19 protein-coding genes are annotated in these 16,319 nt (G+C 38.1%); all 19 read right to left on the reverse strand.

Annotated features, from left to right (window positions below; translation table 11 throughout):
• Nucleotides 1–36: 36 nt before the first annotated feature.
• The 19 genes from DIS06_RS07360 to DIS06_RS07450 all read right to left on the reverse strand — a co-directional run bounded on the left by DIS06_RS07360 (nucleotide 37) and on the right by DIS06_RS07450 (nucleotide 16,249).
• On the reverse strand, nucleotides 37–336 hold the full coding sequence (locus DIS06_RS07360; RefSeq protein ID WP_110112733.1) for a DUF4212 domain-containing protein: 300 nt from the start codon (nucleotides 334–336) through the stop codon (nucleotides 37–39).
• Between the two features lie 388 nt (nucleotides 337–724).
• Nucleotides 725–907, reverse strand: a complete 183-nt coding sequence (locus DIS06_RS07365) for a hypothetical protein (RefSeq protein ID WP_110112597.1) — start codon at nucleotides 905–907, stop codon at nucleotides 725–727.
• Nucleotides 908–1,126: 219 nt separating this feature from the next.
• Entirely contained in the window at nucleotides 1,127–2,014 is an 888-nt protein-coding gene (gene spoIIQ, locus DIS06_RS07370; RefSeq protein ID WP_110112598.1) for a stage II sporulation protein SpoIIQ, read from the reverse strand.
• 387 nt (nucleotides 2,015–2,401) lie between these two features.
• Nucleotides 2,402–3,424, reverse strand: coding sequence for a stage II sporulation protein D (spoIID, locus tag DIS06_RS07375; RefSeq protein ID WP_110112599.1), 1,023 nt, complete (start codon nucleotides 3,422–3,424; stop codon nucleotides 2,402–2,404).
• 132 nt (nucleotides 3,425–3,556) lie between these two features.
• Nucleotides 3,557–4,864: a UDP-N-acetylglucosamine 1-carboxyvinyltransferase gene (gene murA / locus DIS06_RS07380; protein WP_110112600.1), complete on the reverse strand. Its 1,308-nt coding sequence runs from the start codon at nucleotides 4,862–4,864 to the stop codon at nucleotides 3,557–3,559.
• A 31-nt stretch (nucleotides 4,865–4,895) separates the two neighbouring features.
• Nucleotides 4,896–5,639: a YwmB family TATA-box binding protein gene (locus tag DIS06_RS07385; RefSeq protein WP_110112601.1), complete on the reverse strand. Its 744-nt coding sequence runs from the start codon at nucleotides 5,637–5,639 to the stop codon at nucleotides 4,896–4,898.
• A 135-nt stretch (nucleotides 5,640–5,774) separates the two neighbouring features.
• Nucleotides 5,775–6,008 (reverse strand): DUF1146 family protein, encoded by a 234-nt coding sequence (locus DIS06_RS07390; RefSeq protein ID WP_110112734.1) that lies wholly within the window; start codon nucleotides 6,006–6,008, stop codon nucleotides 5,775–5,777.
• Between the two features lie 135 nt (nucleotides 6,009–6,143).
• On the reverse strand, nucleotides 6,144–7,652 hold the full coding sequence (gene nuoN, locus DIS06_RS07395; protein ID WP_110112602.1) for an NADH-quinone oxidoreductase subunit NuoN: 1,509 nt from the start codon (nucleotides 7,650–7,652) through the stop codon (nucleotides 6,144–6,146).
• A gap of 1 nt (nucleotide 7,653) precedes the next feature.
• On the reverse strand, nucleotides 7,654–9,153 hold the full coding sequence (locus tag DIS06_RS07400; RefSeq protein WP_110112603.1) for a complex I subunit 4 family protein: 1,500 nt from the start codon (nucleotides 9,151–9,153) through the stop codon (nucleotides 7,654–7,656).
• Between the two features lies 1 nt (nucleotide 9,154).
• Nucleotides 9,155–11,017 carry an NADH-quinone oxidoreductase subunit L gene (nuoL, locus tag DIS06_RS07405; RefSeq protein WP_110112604.1) on the reverse strand — a complete coding sequence of 621 codons (1,863 nt, stop codon included), beginning with the start codon at nucleotides 11,015–11,017 and terminating at the stop codon, nucleotides 9,155–9,157.
• Nucleotides 11,018–11,053: 36 nt separating this feature from the next.
• Nucleotides 11,054–11,368, reverse strand: a complete 315-nt coding sequence (gene nuoK, locus DIS06_RS07410; protein ID WP_110112605.1) for an NADH-quinone oxidoreductase subunit NuoK — start codon at nucleotides 11,366–11,368, stop codon at nucleotides 11,054–11,056.
• Entirely contained in the window at nucleotides 11,361–11,882 is a 522-nt protein-coding gene (locus DIS06_RS07415; RefSeq protein WP_110112606.1) for an NADH-quinone oxidoreductase subunit J, read from the reverse strand. The genes nuoK and DIS06_RS07415 overlap by 8 nt, the downstream gene beginning before the upstream one ends.
• The gene (nuoI, locus tag DIS06_RS07420) at nucleotides 11,879–12,298 is read right to left on the reverse strand and encodes an NADH-quinone oxidoreductase subunit NuoI (protein WP_110112607.1); all 420 of its coding nucleotides are present in this window, start codon (nucleotides 12,296–12,298) and stop codon (nucleotides 11,879–11,881) included. The genes DIS06_RS07415 and nuoI overlap by 4 nt, the downstream gene beginning before the upstream one ends.
• Before the next feature lie 31 nt (nucleotides 12,299–12,329).
• Nucleotides 12,330–13,331: an NADH-quinone oxidoreductase subunit NuoH gene (gene nuoH / locus DIS06_RS07425; RefSeq protein WP_110112608.1), complete on the reverse strand. Its 1,002-nt coding sequence runs from the start codon at nucleotides 13,329–13,331 to the stop codon at nucleotides 12,330–12,332.
• Nucleotides 13,331–14,431, reverse strand: coding sequence for an NADH-quinone oxidoreductase subunit D (locus DIS06_RS07430; RefSeq protein ID WP_110112609.1), 1,101 nt, complete (start codon nucleotides 14,429–14,431; stop codon nucleotides 13,331–13,333). The genes nuoH and DIS06_RS07430 overlap by 1 nt, the downstream gene beginning before the upstream one ends.
• Before the next feature lie 3 nt (nucleotides 14,432–14,434).
• Complete coding sequence (locus DIS06_RS07435; RefSeq protein WP_110112610.1) at nucleotides 14,435–15,064, reverse strand: NADH-quinone oxidoreductase subunit C; 630 nt, start codon at nucleotides 15,062–15,064, stop codon at nucleotides 14,435–14,437.
• A gap of 3 nt (nucleotides 15,065–15,067) precedes the next feature.
• Complete coding sequence (locus tag DIS06_RS07440; RefSeq protein ID WP_110112611.1) at nucleotides 15,068–15,580, reverse strand: NuoB/complex I 20 kDa subunit family protein; 513 nt, start codon at nucleotides 15,578–15,580, stop codon at nucleotides 15,068–15,070.
• A complete protein-coding gene (locus tag DIS06_RS07445) occupies nucleotides 15,571–15,945 on the reverse strand; it encodes an NADH-quinone oxidoreductase subunit A (protein WP_110112612.1) in 375 nt (124 codons plus the stop codon). The genes DIS06_RS07440 and DIS06_RS07445 overlap by 10 nt, the downstream gene beginning before the upstream one ends.
• Before the next feature lie 169 nt (nucleotides 15,946–16,114).
• Nucleotides 16,115–16,249 (reverse strand): lmo0937 family membrane protein, encoded by a 135-nt coding sequence (locus DIS06_RS07450; RefSeq protein WP_110112613.1) that lies wholly within the window; start codon nucleotides 16,247–16,249, stop codon nucleotides 16,115–16,117.
• Nucleotides 16,250–16,319: the final 70 nt, after the last annotated feature.

Raw genomic sequence — 16,319 nt, forward strand, 5'->3', positions numbered from 1 at the left:
TTTGAGCGTGTTTCTCTAATCCCCGTCTTATCTTAATTAATGATCGAACACTTTCCCCTCTGACAACTGCTTGTTTTTCGCTTCATCAATTCCATATTTGGCATCGATTGAATCACTGACTTTTGCATTCACAAATAGTAAAGAAATAAAGACCAAAATAGACCCTAGCGCTCCCATAAAGTAGTGAAACGGAAAACCAAGGAACGTAAACATTAATGATTCCGCAAACATAACGACGCCAAATGATACGATGAACCAAATAACTAAGCAAACAGCAATGAGCTTTGTTCGCTCACGAAAATAAGAATCAGCAATTTTTTTATCAATTTTTTTCAATTGTTCCACCCCCAAAAAATGTTGAAAGCTTTTTATTTCCACACAACTTTTTCCTATGCATTAATTGATACGCATCACATCCTTTCAAAGTAAAAAATAACAGAAATGAAAGAGACGTCACTTGAGGACACAATTACATGTTGATAAAAACGACAAAGCGTTCATTTCTGCTTTGCTCATCCTTAAATAATAAAAAACAGCGATCTAAAAAAAGAACTTGATAGAAAAAAATCGATAGGTAGTTAAAACGATACAGTGGTGTACAAGAACAAGTGGTGGTTTCCTTATTACTTTGTTGAGATAGGTGATAAATGAATGAATATCCAAAATGTGAATTCTTGCTGTAAGGTAAAGAACGAGGTGTCTAAACTAGAGGTGAACATATTTTTTACTGCAAACTAAAAATAAATTTAACTGTTTCAAAGAATGGAGCTGGTACAAGTGCAACTTCAACCACAAAATAAAGAAATAAACTTAAAAATGGAACGGCAAAGAAGAATGTTTTTCGTTTCCGTAATCCCAAAAAAATACTAATTAGTGTAATGATAACGAGTAAACTCAACACCAGCATGCTATCCCTCCTCTTTTGTAACCGTTATCAATATTGTTCTAACGAAACAACTATTAATTTTAAGAATATTCTAATAAGTAAAATATTACATTTTTTTATCCATTCGTCAATACTTGTTCTCATATAATTGGAATATGAGTCTTTTCGCTTATAAGATAACCTGTTAACTGATGAGTCAAAAAAAAAAAAGAAGCCGAGTCATTCTCGACTTCTTCTTCATTATGCTGTTTTATTAAGAGATGTAGAAGAATCTTCTTCTTTTACATCGTTCACATCTTTTTCTTCATCTGAAGAACCTTCTGTTTCAGACTGTTTGTCTTTATCAGTTGATGGTTCATCTGATTCAGGTTTACTTTCTTCTTTTTCACCTGACTCAGCGTCTTCTTTATCTGATTCAGATGCTGGTGTTTCTGCCTCTACTTTAATCGATGATAATGTTTTTCCAAAATAACTATCTGGATTAACCGCAACGCCATCTTTACGTACTTCAAAGTGGACATGCGTTTTTGCTTCTTGATTGTAGATATTTTGACCAGCTTGTCCAATCACTTGACCTTGTGTAACTGTGTCACCCACTTCTACACTCACACCTTCTAGCGACTGATAGTTTGTAACGACACCATCTGCATGCTCTACTTCGACAACATATCCAAGTAAAGGATCTTTTTCAGCATTAACAACCGAACCACTAGCTGCAGCAACTACTTCAAATGCACTACCATCTTTTGCAGCAATATCAATTCCTGTATTTGGATGATACGTATTGTTGTAGAATACAAGCGCTGCTTCTTGTTCTTCTTTTGAAGCTTTGCTATCGTAGAATGGCTTTTGAATCACTGTTTCTACTTCTTCTGCTACAGGCATTACTAACTCTTCCATTGCACTGTTTACTTCTACTGCATCTTGATTAGGATCGTATGCTGTACCTTCTGAAGCATCATTCTTTTTATCTTGTGCATTTTCTGGGCCATTTGCTTGAAACCAAAGGACTGCTGTAAGAATGATTGCTGCACTCATTAAATAAATTGCCGGAAATACCCAACGTTTTCTTAAAACCTTTTGTAATTTTGACGATTGAGAAACTCGATTCTTTTCTTCTTCTCTCATTTATAATCACCTCTGCAATCATTGTGAACAGAATCTGTTAAATATATACACATGAAAAAAAGTTTTTTAGATTATTGTTCGACAAAGTTTGCAGGATTATACAAGTTGATATGACGAACTTTGATTAAGTCGCTAGAAAACAATAACCGATTAATTTTCACTGAAGATAGCTCGCCTTCCATAGAAGATAAAATAGACGTCCTCATTGTTGATCCCTTATTGGTTTCTATCCTTCTCTTCTACCCCTTAAATGAGATTACCTCATTTAAGGATACTACTCTTTTAAGATAACATTGACTACGTTAATTGAAGGAAAAATGACATCAATTACCTACCCTATTCCAACAAATAAAAATCGATGCAAGCACGACGCCTGCATCGATTCTATTATTGTTTCGCAGTTAGTTTTGACGCGTATTGATCGGGTGATGCAATGACGACTCCTTTATAGTAATGCGAAACAATGTCTTGATAGGATTTTCCTTCTGCTGCCATCCCGTTTGCACCATATTGGCTCATTCCAACACCGTGACCTGAACCTTTTGTTGTGATGACAATTTGGTTACCTTTCTTTACCCAATTAAAATCTGCCGAGTTTAAACTTAGTTTGTCTCGAATTTCTTTTCCTGTTAATGTTTTACCACTAATTTCAACCGTTGCAATTCGCTTTCCTGTTGTGCGAGAAACGACTTTACCTAGCGAACCATCTGTCGGAAATTTTACCCCTAGACGTTGTTCAAATTCTTTTAATGACATCACTTTTTGATCTGTGAATTTTGGTGATTTTTTATCCCATGGACTTTCTACACTTTTCAAGTATGGAAGAGCATTTGACCAGTATTCTTCTGAGTTCTCTGTATATCCATTACTTGTTGAGAAAAATTGTGCGCTAATAGGTTGATCTTCAAATGTCAAAATTTGTCCTGCCGTTTCTTGCACAGCCTTGGTGACTCGCTCCATGTTTCTTTTGTAATCACCTTTCCATTGAAGCTTTAGTTCATCTGGACTTTTATACACTTGATGAGTCACGGTATCAGAAATATTGGCTCCTTCAGGAAGTTCTGTACCAATATCACCATTTAACATTCTTTGTACAATGTAAGTTCGAGCTGCTAAACTTTGTGCCTTTAACGCTTCTATTTCAAAATTAGCTGGCATTTCAGATGCCACTACGCCAACAACATAATCTTCTAATGGTAGCTTTTCAACTTGTTTTGTTTTCATTCTATAAACGGCTACTTCGACTTTAGGACCTACTTTCGCTTCTGTCTGTTGCTTGACCGATGAAGGTTGTTCTGTAAGCTCACCACCTGTTTTATCACCAAAAGGAATGACAAGTAACGTGGGAATCATTAATACAATAAAAAAGAAAGCTGAGACGAGTAGGACTACTGGTTTTAGATGCTTCATCAATATTGAACCTCCATTGCCTGTTTAGGATAAGAATGATCTTCATAACATTTGTATGGAGATGGACAACCTTTTATGACTGAAATAAAAAAGTCGCCCTTGGAAACCCAAGGACGACTTTTTATCGAAAAATTAGTTTATATCAGATGAGACTTGCTTTGCTTCATCATTTGTTTCAACTGCTTCGTTTACACGTTCAATATCGGCACCTAATGCAAGTAATTTACCATGGAAATCGACGTAACCGCGATCTAAGTGTTTTAGTTCCGTTACGCGTGTATATCCATCTGCTACTAAACCAGCTAATGTTAAAGCTGCTGCTGCGCGAAGATCTGTTGCTGCTACTTCTGCACCTTGAAGCTTAGAAGGTCCATTAATAATCACAGAACGTCCTTCGATTTTAATATCGGCATTCATACGACGGAACTCTTCAACGTGCATAAAACGATTTTCAAACACAGTTTCAGTAATCATACTTGTACCTTCAGCTGCTAGCAATAATGACATCATTTGTGACTGCATATCAGTTGGGAAGCCTGGGTGTGGCATTGTTTTAATATCCACTGCTTTTAACTTTTCAGGACCGATAACACGTAGGCCATCTTCCTCTTCAGTAATTTTAACACCCATCTCTTCCATTTTGGCAACAAGTGAGCTTAAGTGCTCCATTACAGCACCGCGCACAAGTACATTTCCACCTGTAATTGCAGCAGCTACCATAAATGTTCCTGCTTCAATACGGTCTGGAATAATTACATGGTTTGCACCATATAATTTCTTAACACCCTCAATTCGAATTGTACCTGTACCAGCACCTCGCACTTTACCTCCCATTGCATTTAGAAAGTTTGCTAGATCGACAATTTCTGGTTCTTTTGCAACATTTTCAATAATGGTTGTTCCTTCAGCTAATGCTGCTGCCATCATAATATTCTCTGTTGCACCAACACTTGGGAAGTCTAGATAAATCTTAGCTCCACGTAATTTACCGTCTACTTCTGCATCAATAAATCCGTTTCCGACTTTCACTTTAACTCCCATTGCTTCAAAGCCTTTAAGGTGCTGATCAATCGGTCTTGAGCCAATTGCACAGCCACCTGGTAATGCAACGCGTGCTTTTCCTGTGCGTCCTAGTAGTGGACCCATAACAAGAACGGATGCGCGCATTTTTCTTACATATTCAAACGGTGCATCTGTTTTTAATTCTCTCGATGCATCTACAACAACACGATTTGTCCCAAAGTCTACTTCTGCATTAAGATGACGTAAAACTTCGCTAATTGTAAATACATCGGAGAGAGCTGGTACATCATTTAGAACTGTTTTTCCATCACTAGCTAATAAAGTTGCAGCGATAATAGGTAACACGGCATTTTTAGCACCTTCTGCTTTTACAGTACCGTTTAACCTTTTTCCGCCGCGGACGATGATTTTTTCCAAGGTATTCCCCTCCGCGTCCATTTTCTATATATTAATATTCAGACGTGATGATGGGTGTGCCAACAACTAGGGTTGTTTGACCGCCCAATCCTGTCTCTCGTAGTGCTATCTGTAAATTCATCTGCTGTTCTTTTGTCGAAATTGCGTTTTCCCACAATTCAGTATATGCCGACACTGATACGAATGACTCTTCGGTAATCGATTCAACCGGTGTTGCATGAAAAGCTTTTAATAAATGATCAATTTCCAAAGACAAAACACTTTCCATCTTATCATCTAATTCACCTTTTATACAAGAGAAAATTATGGGATTTGATAAAAAGAGCTTGTCATAACGTGCTTGAAACATCTCTTCATAAGAACGCCACTTATCGTTGCTCCAGCCTATGCCTGTCACATGATATAGTATATACGCATGCTTCATCTTTTTTGTGGGTGTATAAGCAAAGGTAATTTTCTCTGTGATTGAGCCACTTACATTTAGACCAACGGCTTTCCACACTTCTCTTTCCCTCTTTAACTCCCAATTGAAACCACTAAATACACGTTTAAGCTCATTTATTTTTTTGTAAAAGTCATCTTCATCTTGAATCGATGTTACTTCTTCCTTTGCATATAACGACCATTCGTCTACATCAATCTCTTGTTGTTGAAGAACTTGAGCCAATTGCACAATCGTCCTATCGTTGCTTTGTGCTTGACTCACATAATTTCCATGATATATGAATAAAGCTAGAATGAAAATAGCTAAAAAGACACTAATTTTTTTATTCATTTTGCCACTCCCTCTCCTTATCCTCATTTTTTCCAGAATAAAAAGTGGCATACATGAAAATGGTCGTCACATTTAGACAGAGAAGCGACATTTTTGCATGTTCAATCTTTCACAATTAAAGAGATAAAAACGTCATTAAAATAATGAAGAAATACGTTGAGACCAGAATAAGTAATCTAAAAAGAAATTGCTAACGGCCGATCCAATTGCAATTGTTAATAAAATCATCATTACTCTTGCTTGCAGTACCCGATTTGGTTTCATCAATTTCTCAAGTTGGAACCCTTGCAATGCATACCAAGTAATAATCATGAATAATAAATGAGAAATAATGGCTAACAAAGCTTGTGGCCCAGCTCCTGGTATCATCATATAATATTCACTCCCTCATTTTTCTAACACTTCAAGTTCACACATAAAGGACTGACAAGCTAAATTCTCTTGTCAATCCTTTTCGTCTTCCACTTATTAAAGCACACTACCTGTTCTTACGTAAATATCACTTTAGGAGAAAAAATCTGTAAAACCACTAAACTGATCGAAGAAGAACGAATAAGCAAGGTTTGGTACTACTCCTAACAAAACCGTAATACATGCACAAAAACCAATTGATAAAACGAACCCACTCGGCTTCTTAAAGGGTTCGGTTCTATCACCACCCCGAAAGAACATGTAAACAAATATTGTAAAATAATAGTAGTAAGAAATGACAGTCGTTATAATCATAATGCTTACGAGCACATAATGAGTAGCAGAAACAGATAGTGCACCCACAAGAATATTTAACTTACCAATAAAACCCGCCGTACCTGGTATTCCCGCTAAAGAAAGCAAGAAGATTGTCATACTCACTGCCAGAAACGGCGATCGCTTATATAACCCCGTAAACGATTCTAATTTTGTAGTACCACTCGAACTCGCTACAAGTTGAATAATAGCAAATGCACCTAGATTCATGAACACATAGGCTAATAAATAAAACCAAATTGCATCTAACATAAAAGGTGATAACGCAGTAAATGCCACAAATAAGTAACCTGCATGAGCAATACTGGAATAGGCAAATAATCTCTTTATATTTTGTTGCCTCAATGCAATGAGATTACCAACGATCATCGTCACTCCCGCTATGATTCCAATGTAACTTTGCATAGACTGTAAGATTGATGTTGTCATTTGTTGTGCTGGAGCACTTGCAAAAACTGTTAAAAACAAACGAAGTAAAAGAGCAAATCCTGCTATTTTTGACACAACACTCAAAAAAGCGGTGACAGGTGTCGGAGCGCCTTCGTATACATCAGGTACCCACATGTGAAAAGGTACAGTCGCTACTTTAAAGGATAGGCCCACAAGCATAAGCATAAAAGCAAGCGACAGCATTTGCTCATAAGACTGGCCATCTAAAAAGGTGACTTTTGACGCAATCGTCAGTAAGTTCGTTGATCCAGTCAATCCGTATACATAACTTATCCCAAATAACGTAATCGCCGTTGCAATACCACCGTTAATGACATATTTCATCGCCGCTTCATTCGATGGAAGATGTTTTTTTCTAATACCTGCTAAAATATAAGAAGAAAGAGACAGAAGTTCTAACCCAATAAACAATGTAATAAGATCACCGCTAGAAGTCATGAACATCGCTCCTAGTAACGCGGTTAAGAAAAGATAATAAAACTCCCCTCTATCGTCTATCCTCTCTTTTGGTTCGTATTGAATAGCTAACATCATGACAATCGCGCCACCTACTAATAAAAGAAGTTTAAATGCTTTGGCAAACCCATCAAGTCGAAACGTATTTTCTAAAATCGTAATAGGTGGTTCATTTAATAATGTAAGAAGTGAAACAAATGCGAGTGCAATTCCAACTATTCCGATATAACCAAACCATCGCCGGTTCACATTCTTTGAAGCAAATAAATCAAGAAGCGACAAACATGTTGCGACTCCTAAAATAATAAACTCTGGTACCATAGCTCCCCACTGATAACTTAATAACGTCTCCATGTTCACATCATCCACCCCCTAACCCGTCTAGTATAACTTGTAACGATGGTTGAATAACGCTTATTAGTACGTTCGGGTATACACCAATTGTTATAATGAAGAAGAGAAAGATAGAGGCGACCATTATATCTGTTTTAGCCATATCTGTCTGATGAACGAGCGATACATTTAATCGACCAAATGTGATACTCAATACCGCTCTTAACATATAAACAGCGGTCATAATAAGCCCAATCGTTCCAACAGTCGCTAACCAAGGAAATTGCTTAAATGCCCCTAAAAAGGCCATAAATTCACTAATAAATCCTGATAAGCCAGGTAAGCCCAACGAAGCCATTGCACCTGTTAGTAGTACGCCACCAAAAATAGGCATTGAGCTTGCTACTCCACCTAACTTTGAGATTGTTGTCGTTGCTGCTCGCTCTAGCAAAAGACCGACAAGGAAGAACAACAAAGCCGAAATTAATCCGTGAGAAATGACTTGAAACATCGCTCCTTGAATACCGGCACTATTTAAAGCACCTAGCCCTATTAACACAATCCCCATGTGAGAAATACTTGAATAAGCAAGTACTTTTCGTAAATCATCTTGTCTCCAAGCTAAGAATGCACCGTATAAGACGTTCACAACTCCCAATGCCACAATGATCATGGCAATCGATGCAAACTCTTCTGGAAATAACCCCATTCCAAATCGAATGAACCCAAACGCACCAATTTTCAATAAAACACCGGCATGAAGCATCACAATTGGCGGTGGTGCTTGCACATGAACGCGTACCATCCACGTGTGAAGAGGAAATACCGGTAACTTAACTGCAAAGGCAACGAGTAACGCAAGGAAAACTCCCCACTTTTCTTTCGGTGATAAGACGGTTATCGTTTCATTTGTTAATATATCTGTTAAAAGATTAAAATTCGACGTACCTGTTTTCGCAAATAATGTCATAATGACAACTAATAAAATGGCCGATCCGATTCCATTGTATAGAAGAAAAGTGTAAGCTGCTTTTTCCCGTTGAAAACCACCCCATTTACCAATTAACAAAAACATCGGGATGAGTGTTAACTCAAAAAAGATGAAAAACAAAATGAGGTTTTGAGCTGTAAATACACCGAGCATCCCTACTTCTAATAGTAGAAATAAAGAAAAGTAAGCTCTTACCCCCGTTTGAATCGATAATGAAGCAATGGCTGCCAATGTCGACAGAGTGGCCGTTAATACGAGAAGAATAAGCGAAAACCCATCAATTCCAACCTCATACTGAATGGCATACAAGTTGGTTGGATTTTCTACATATCCAAAACGAAACCATTCATGCTGTTGTGAAAACGATGTATAAGATCGCCCTGCTCGTACTTGTATATATGTTGTCCATGCCAATATGAGTGGAGTGAGTGTGGAAAGGACTCCACTCCATCGTGTTCGCTTTTTGTTCTTTTCTTTTAAAAAAAGCAATGCAAGTAAACCAAGAAGCGGGGAGAAAATTAAAAACGTAAGCAACATATTATACGCCTCCCTTCAAAACGAATAACAACATCAGCAACGCCAATCCAATAAAGGCAACAAACCCATAGCGCTGAACTTGACCGTTTTGACTGTGAGAACCTAACTTACTTAAAGTTACAACCGTACTCACAATGCTATTTAGCACCCCTTTAACAAGGAACGTTTCAATATAATTAAATAGGAGAGAAATCAGTAAGACGCCCTTTACAATCGTTGCTTTGTAAAGCTCATCTACGTAGTAGCCGTGAACAAGTACTTTTGTGGTAGTTGGAAACGAATTACTCAACCAACTCCGAGAGATAACCTCCCTTTTATATACGATATAAGCTAAACCAATTCCAAGTAGTGAAAGCATGACTGTTACAACCATGATCCAAAGAGGTCCTTCAGCGTGAGAAGTTTGCAATGACGGACGATCACTAATGAGCCAATCACCTAAAAACGTCCCAAACCAATGTGTATGAACATACCCACTAAAGATAGCTAAAAAGCCTAATACCCCCATAGGAACCGTCATGTATAGAGATGTAGCGGATTGTTTAGGAATAGGTGCTTGAGATTTACCAGCAAACACAAGGAAAAATAAGCGGAACATATAAAATGCTGTTAAAAAAGCGGTGAGAAGTGCCAAGATAAACAAAACATATCGACCGTCATTCCATGTAGCGATTAAGATTTCCTCTTTACTAAAAAAGCCTGAAAATAGAGGTACACCACTAATGGCTAACGTGCCGATTAGAAAAAAGAGAGCTGTCACTTTCATCGGCTTCCAAAGTCCACCGAGTTTTTCAACATGTTGAACGTGGATGGAATGAATGACACTCCCTGCTGCTAAAAAGAGAAGCGCTTTAAAAAATGCATGTGTCATTAAGTGAAAAACTCCCGCCACATAGCCTGCTGATCCTAACGCAAGCATCATATACCCCAGTTGGCTAATCGTCGAATACGCCAAGATTCTTTTTATATCTGTTTGCACTAACGCAATCGATGCAGCAAATAGAGCTGTTAATCCTCCGACTGTTGCAACAATTGTTAAAGAAAGCTTACTCTCTAAAAATAACGGAAACATTGTAGCAACGAGGTATACACCTGCAGCAACCATCGTCGCAGCATGGATCAGAGCTGAAACAGGAGTGGGACCTTCCATTGCATCGGGCAGCCATGAATGAAGTGGCCATTGACCTGATTTTCCAATCGCTCCGATAAAGATAAGGATGCTTGTTAGTGTAATCATTGTAGGTGAAAGGGTCTCACCATTAAGGGCGGTGAAGATGTCTTCATAATTAAAACTACCAACCTCCCAAAATAATAGAATGATACCAATAAAAAGGCCAATGTCTCCAATGCGTGTCATGATAAACGCTTTTTTAGCAGCGGCTTTTGCTTCTTCTTTTTGAAAATAAAATCCGATAAGCAAAAATGAGCCAAGTCCGACTAGCTCCCAAAACAGATAAAGTTGCAGCAAGTTAGGCGATAAAACGAGGCCGAGCATAGCAAAGGTGAATAGACCAAGGTACGCATAGAAGGTTGATAATCGCTCTTCGCCTTTCATATAAGCATTCGCATATATATGTACAAGCAGGCTAACCACTGAAACAATGATAAGCATTAGCGCATTTAACGGTGTGACTTCAAACCCAAATTGGACCAACACATCACCAATCGTAAACCATGTACCTTCTTGCTTAAGTGTCGGCATATAGAAACGGTCAACAACCACAAGGGCTGAAAAAACCACAGAAACAAAAGTGAAAAGAATACCGACATATGCACTTTTTTCTTTTAACTTTCTTCCTATAACTAGCAGTAAAATAAACGAGACAAGTGGAAAGAGTGGTATCAACCAAGCATTCGCCATCATCGATTTGTCCCCCCTTTTTTAATGAAAGGTTCTCTCTTAATTCTTTAATGCGTTCATGTCATCCACATTTACCGTTTTACGATTGCGATAAAGCGCAATTAAAATAGCTAAGCCGACCGCTGCTTCTGCCGCTGCTACAGTAATGGTAAACAACGAAAAGATTTGACCTGTTATATTCGCATCCATTCCATATTTACTAAATGCGATTAAATTGATATTTACCGCGTTTAGCATCAATTCAATACAAATAAGCACAATGACTGCATTACGCTTTGTAAGCGCACCATATAAGCCGATACAAAATAGAATAAGTGCTAACACCAGATACGACGATAACGGATTACTACTCACTGTTTTCCGCCTCCTTATCTTCTTTCTTAGCTAGAATAACAGCTCCAATAAGTGCTACTAATAATAAGACAGACGTTAATTCAAATGGGATAATAAAAGTTGAATACAATGCAATTCCAATCTGTTTTGTGTTCTCTTCATGTAGTGAAGTGGCTTCACCTTCTAGTGGTAAGTTACTAATGGCAGAAAACATCACCATCGCAAATAAAAGAATGGATGCAAGGATGATTGCCTTTTTCCACCTTTTTATATGAGGAAATGTTTGGTCATTGTGTTTAGTAAGCATAATTCCAAATAACATGATGATGGTAATCGCACCTGAATAAATGAGAATTTGCACAGCAGCGACAAATTCTGCTGATAACAACACATATAAACCAGCGATACTGACAAATGTAAAAACAAGGGCAACGACCATGTGCACCACTTTAGACAATCTCAACATGCAAATGCCCCCTGCGATGGCAATAAGAGCAAGACATAAAAAGATGATGTATTCACCTGAGAACATCATGCTTTATTCTCCTCTCGCACGTGTTGATTATTTTCATCAAGCCACTTCATATCTTTAAACAGCGCATCGCGACTATACTCAGCTAATTCAAAATTGCTTGTCATAACAATCGCTTCTGTCGGACAAACTTCTGTACACAAATCACATAAAATACAAATCTCAAAATTTATATCATACGTATCAATGATTTTCCCTTTTTTCGTTGGATCGGGGTGTTTTTTACCTGTTAATGTAATGCAGTCAGTTGGACAAATATTGGCGCACTGATTGCACACAATGCATTTTTCAGGATAAAATTTTTGAATACCTCGAAAGCGATCTGGAAGCGGTAAAGGTTCATTTGGATAGTCGTATGTGACTTTTTTCTTCGTTAAGTTTTTAAGTGTATAAGCTAATCCTTTTGCTAAACCAAGCATATTCTTCACCCTTTCCTTTCTACTTACATCATTAAAAGAATAGTTCCTTCACAAGAGCGGTGATAAAGATATTGGCTAATGCCACCGGAAGCAACACTTTCCACCCAAATTCCATGAGTTGATCTGCACGTACACGTGGAAATGAGACACGGAACCAAATAAGCACAAACACAACTACACTAAACTTTAACGCAAACCAAACGGCTCCTGGAATAAAGTCTAACGAGAAAACAGGATGCCATCCTCCTAAAAATAAAACCGTTGTTAATGATGCCATCGCAAAAAAGTAAACGTACTCAGCAAGCATAAAGAACGCCCAGCGGAACCCTGAATATTCAACATGAAATCCCGCAACAAGCTCAGACTCCGCTTCTGGTAAATCAAAAGGTGTTCGGTTTAACTCTGCTACAGAAGCAATAAAGAAAACAATGAATCCTATAGGCTGCACAAAGATATACCATACATCTTGTTGTGCGTACACAATTTCATTTAAATTTAAACTGCCTGTTAAAAGGACAACTCCAACAATGGACATGACAAGGGGCACTTCATACGAAATCATTTGCGCCGCTGCACGCATTCCTCCTAAAAGTGCATACTTATTATTCGATGCCCAAGCCCCTGCAACAATCCCCACCGTTGATAATCCTGAAATCGCAATGTAATAAAGTAAACCAATACCGATATCGGCAAACTGAAGCTGCTCTGTAAAAGGAATCGTCGCTAACACCATAAACGCTGGAGTAAATGCCAACACTGGAGCCAAGATGAACAACGGACGATCGGCCACTTTCGGGATTGTATCTTCTTTTAAAAGAAGCTTTAATACATCCGCCACTGTTTGTAACAATCCCCATCGTCCACCAACTTGGTTCGGCCCATACCTTCCTTGCATAAATCCCATGACTTTCCTCTCAGCTAGAATGCCGTACGTAACGAACCCTAAAACTACAAATAAAAAACAAGTGGCTAATCCAAAAAACACAAAAAAGTTCATCCAACTAGGAGATGATTGCAGTAAACTCTCAATCATTAACCGTCGACCTCCCCTAACACAATGTCAATGGCGCCTAAGATCGTAATCAAGTTTGCAATGTTCTCTCCCTTCAACAATTTCGGTAAGATTTGTAGATTATAAAAAGAGGGTCTACGAAACTTTAATCGGTAAGGCTCTTTTTTGCCTTCGCTGGCAATGTAGCAGCCAATTTCACCTCGTGGCGATTCAATTCGAACAAACACTTCTCCTTTAGGCGGCTTAATGATTTTTGGTACTTTTGCCATAATGTCTCCGTGCCTTGGCATTTGTTCAACCGCTTGTTCAATAATTTTGAGTGATTCTTCTATTTCTTCAAGTCGACACTCGTATCTCGCAAAGGCATCTCCCTTTTCACGAATAGGAATGTTAAAATCAAAACGATCATAGATCGAATAAGGTTCAGCTCTCCGAAGGTCCCATTTCATTCCTGTACACCGTAAGTTCGCCCCACTTAGTGAATATTGCAGAGCCTCTTCTTTTGAGTAAATGCCGATGCCTTTTACACGATTTAAAAAGATTTCATTGCCTGATACAAGATCGTGGTAACCCTTTAACTGCTCCCTCATGTACGGAACAAACTCCTCTACTTTTTCAATCCACCCTTCTGGAGCATCCCATTTCACTCCCCCTATACGCATATAATTAAAGGTGAGACGTGCTCCTGATAATTCATTTAGTAAGTTAATAATCATTTCTCTTTCACGAAACGCATACAAAAATGGACTAACTGCACCAATATCAAGTAAATATGTTCCCCACCAAACAAGGTGGCTTGCTACTCTACCTAGCTCCATCACAAGGATACGCAAATATTCAGCTCGCTCAGGCAATGTAATGTCCATCATTGTTTCGACCGCATGACATAATACATAATTGTTCGTCATTGCTGATAAATAATCCATACGATCGGTATAAGGAATGATTTGTGTATATTGAAGATTTTCCGCTAATTTTTCTGTTCCTCGGTGCAAATATCCAATTACAGGTGTAGCTTCCGTAATGATTTCGCCATCAATTTTTAAAACGAGACGAAACACGCCGTGTGTACTAGGGTGTTGCGGACCGACATTTAAAAGCATTTCTTCTGTACGAATCACTCGCTACACCTCCACATCATCAGCTTCGTAGTCTTTTCGTAAAGGATGACCAACCCAATCATCTGATAGCATAATTCGCTTCAAGTTTGGATGATTAGTAAAAGAGATTCCTAATAAATCAAACGTTTCGCGCTCTGGCCAATCAGCTCCAGGCCAAACGGGTTGCAGGGATGAAACGACAGGATGATTTCGATTTACTCTCACCTTTAACGCAACAGATTGTTTATGTTGAGATGAAAATAAATGTACATAGATCTCAAAATGTGTCTGAAAATCCGTTCCGTGTAAATCAGATAAATAATCAAACGCTAATTCTTCATGTGTTTGTAATAATTGCGCAACTTGGAAGTATGTATCATGGTTGGCTACGATAGTGGGTACGTGTTTTGAGAGACGATTAATATAGTAATCGTGGATGGCATATTCATTTAAATGCTCTTGAATGACCGTTACATATTTATCTAGAAATGATTGATTAGGAGATGGTTTTTCTTCTTGTTGTGGTTGATGGTTAGATTCACTTTCATGGACTGCTTTTGCTTTGGCGGCGGCCTTCGCTTTCGCTGCTGCGGCTGCTTTTGCTTTTCTTGCCGCTTCCCTTTTTACTTCCTCTAGTGATTTGTCTTCACTCATCGACTACATCACTCGCTTTCCTGTCTTCGCTTCGTATCTTATTTTCTCTTTTAACTTATTAATACCGTAAATTAAAGCAGCTGGATTTGGTGGACACCCCGGGATATAGACATCAACAGGAATGATTTGATCCACACCTTTTACAACAGCATATGACTTCACATATGGTCCTCCAGCGGTTGCACAAGAACCCATCGCAATGACCCATTTTGGCTCAGGCATTTGATCATACAGCCTTTTAACAACTGGGGCCATCTTCTTTGTTACCGTTCCTGAGATAATCATCACATCAGATTGACGAGGCGATGTCCGAAAGAAAGAACCGAATCGATCCAAATCGTAGTGAGAAGATCCTACTCCCATCATTTCAATGGCACAGCAAGCCAGTCCGAATGTAAGTGGCCATAGGGAATTACTTCTTGCCCATGCCTTTAATTGTTCAAGTGTTGTTAAAAAGATGTTTTTTTGCATTTCTTCTAATTCTTGTTTTGAGATGTTACTCATGTTTAATTCCATTTCAACACCTTCTTCTTCCAAGCATATAAAAGACCAATTAATAGCATCGCCACAAAAATAAGCATTTCAACGAGTGCAAATAAACCAAGCTCGTTGTAAGCTACTGCCCATGGGTATAAAAAAACCGCTTCGACATCAAAGATTACAAATAATAACGCAAAGATGTAATACCTTACGTTAAATTGAATTCTTGCATCGTGAAACGGTTCAATACCACTTTCATATGTTGTTTGCTTCCCTTTCGTTGGCGCATGTGGCCGCAACCATTTTCCAATCGTCAACGCAACAACCGGAAGTAAAATACCAATCAGTAAAAAAGCTGATACAATGACATAATTATTAAAATAAACATTTTGGAAGTTCACTTACCCACCTCCTGCCTAATTTTCTGATTTTTCTAAATGTAATCGCTATCATTATAACAAATCTAGTTAATAGTGTCGACAAAATTAAGACTGCAAACCTGTCTCTACTATATGTAGTAAATAAGCTACAAAAAAATAACCGCTCTTTTGAAAAAGAGCGGTTATTTCGTTAAGCACGCTTAATTAATTTAACAACTAGAACGATTAGAGCAATAACGAGTAGTGCATGAATTAAGCTACCTACGTCGAAGACTACACCTAGTAACCATGCTAATAATAAAACTCCAATAATTGTCCATAACATTTTATCATCACTCCTTATGTATAAGTTTCTTTATTGTTTACTTGTTTTATACCCAAGGATTTTTATGAAA

This window comes from Bacillus sp. CGMCC 1.16541 (genome assembly GCF_003184905.1).
Lineage (GTDB): Bacteria > Bacillota > Bacilli > Bacillales > Bacillaceae_H > Priestia.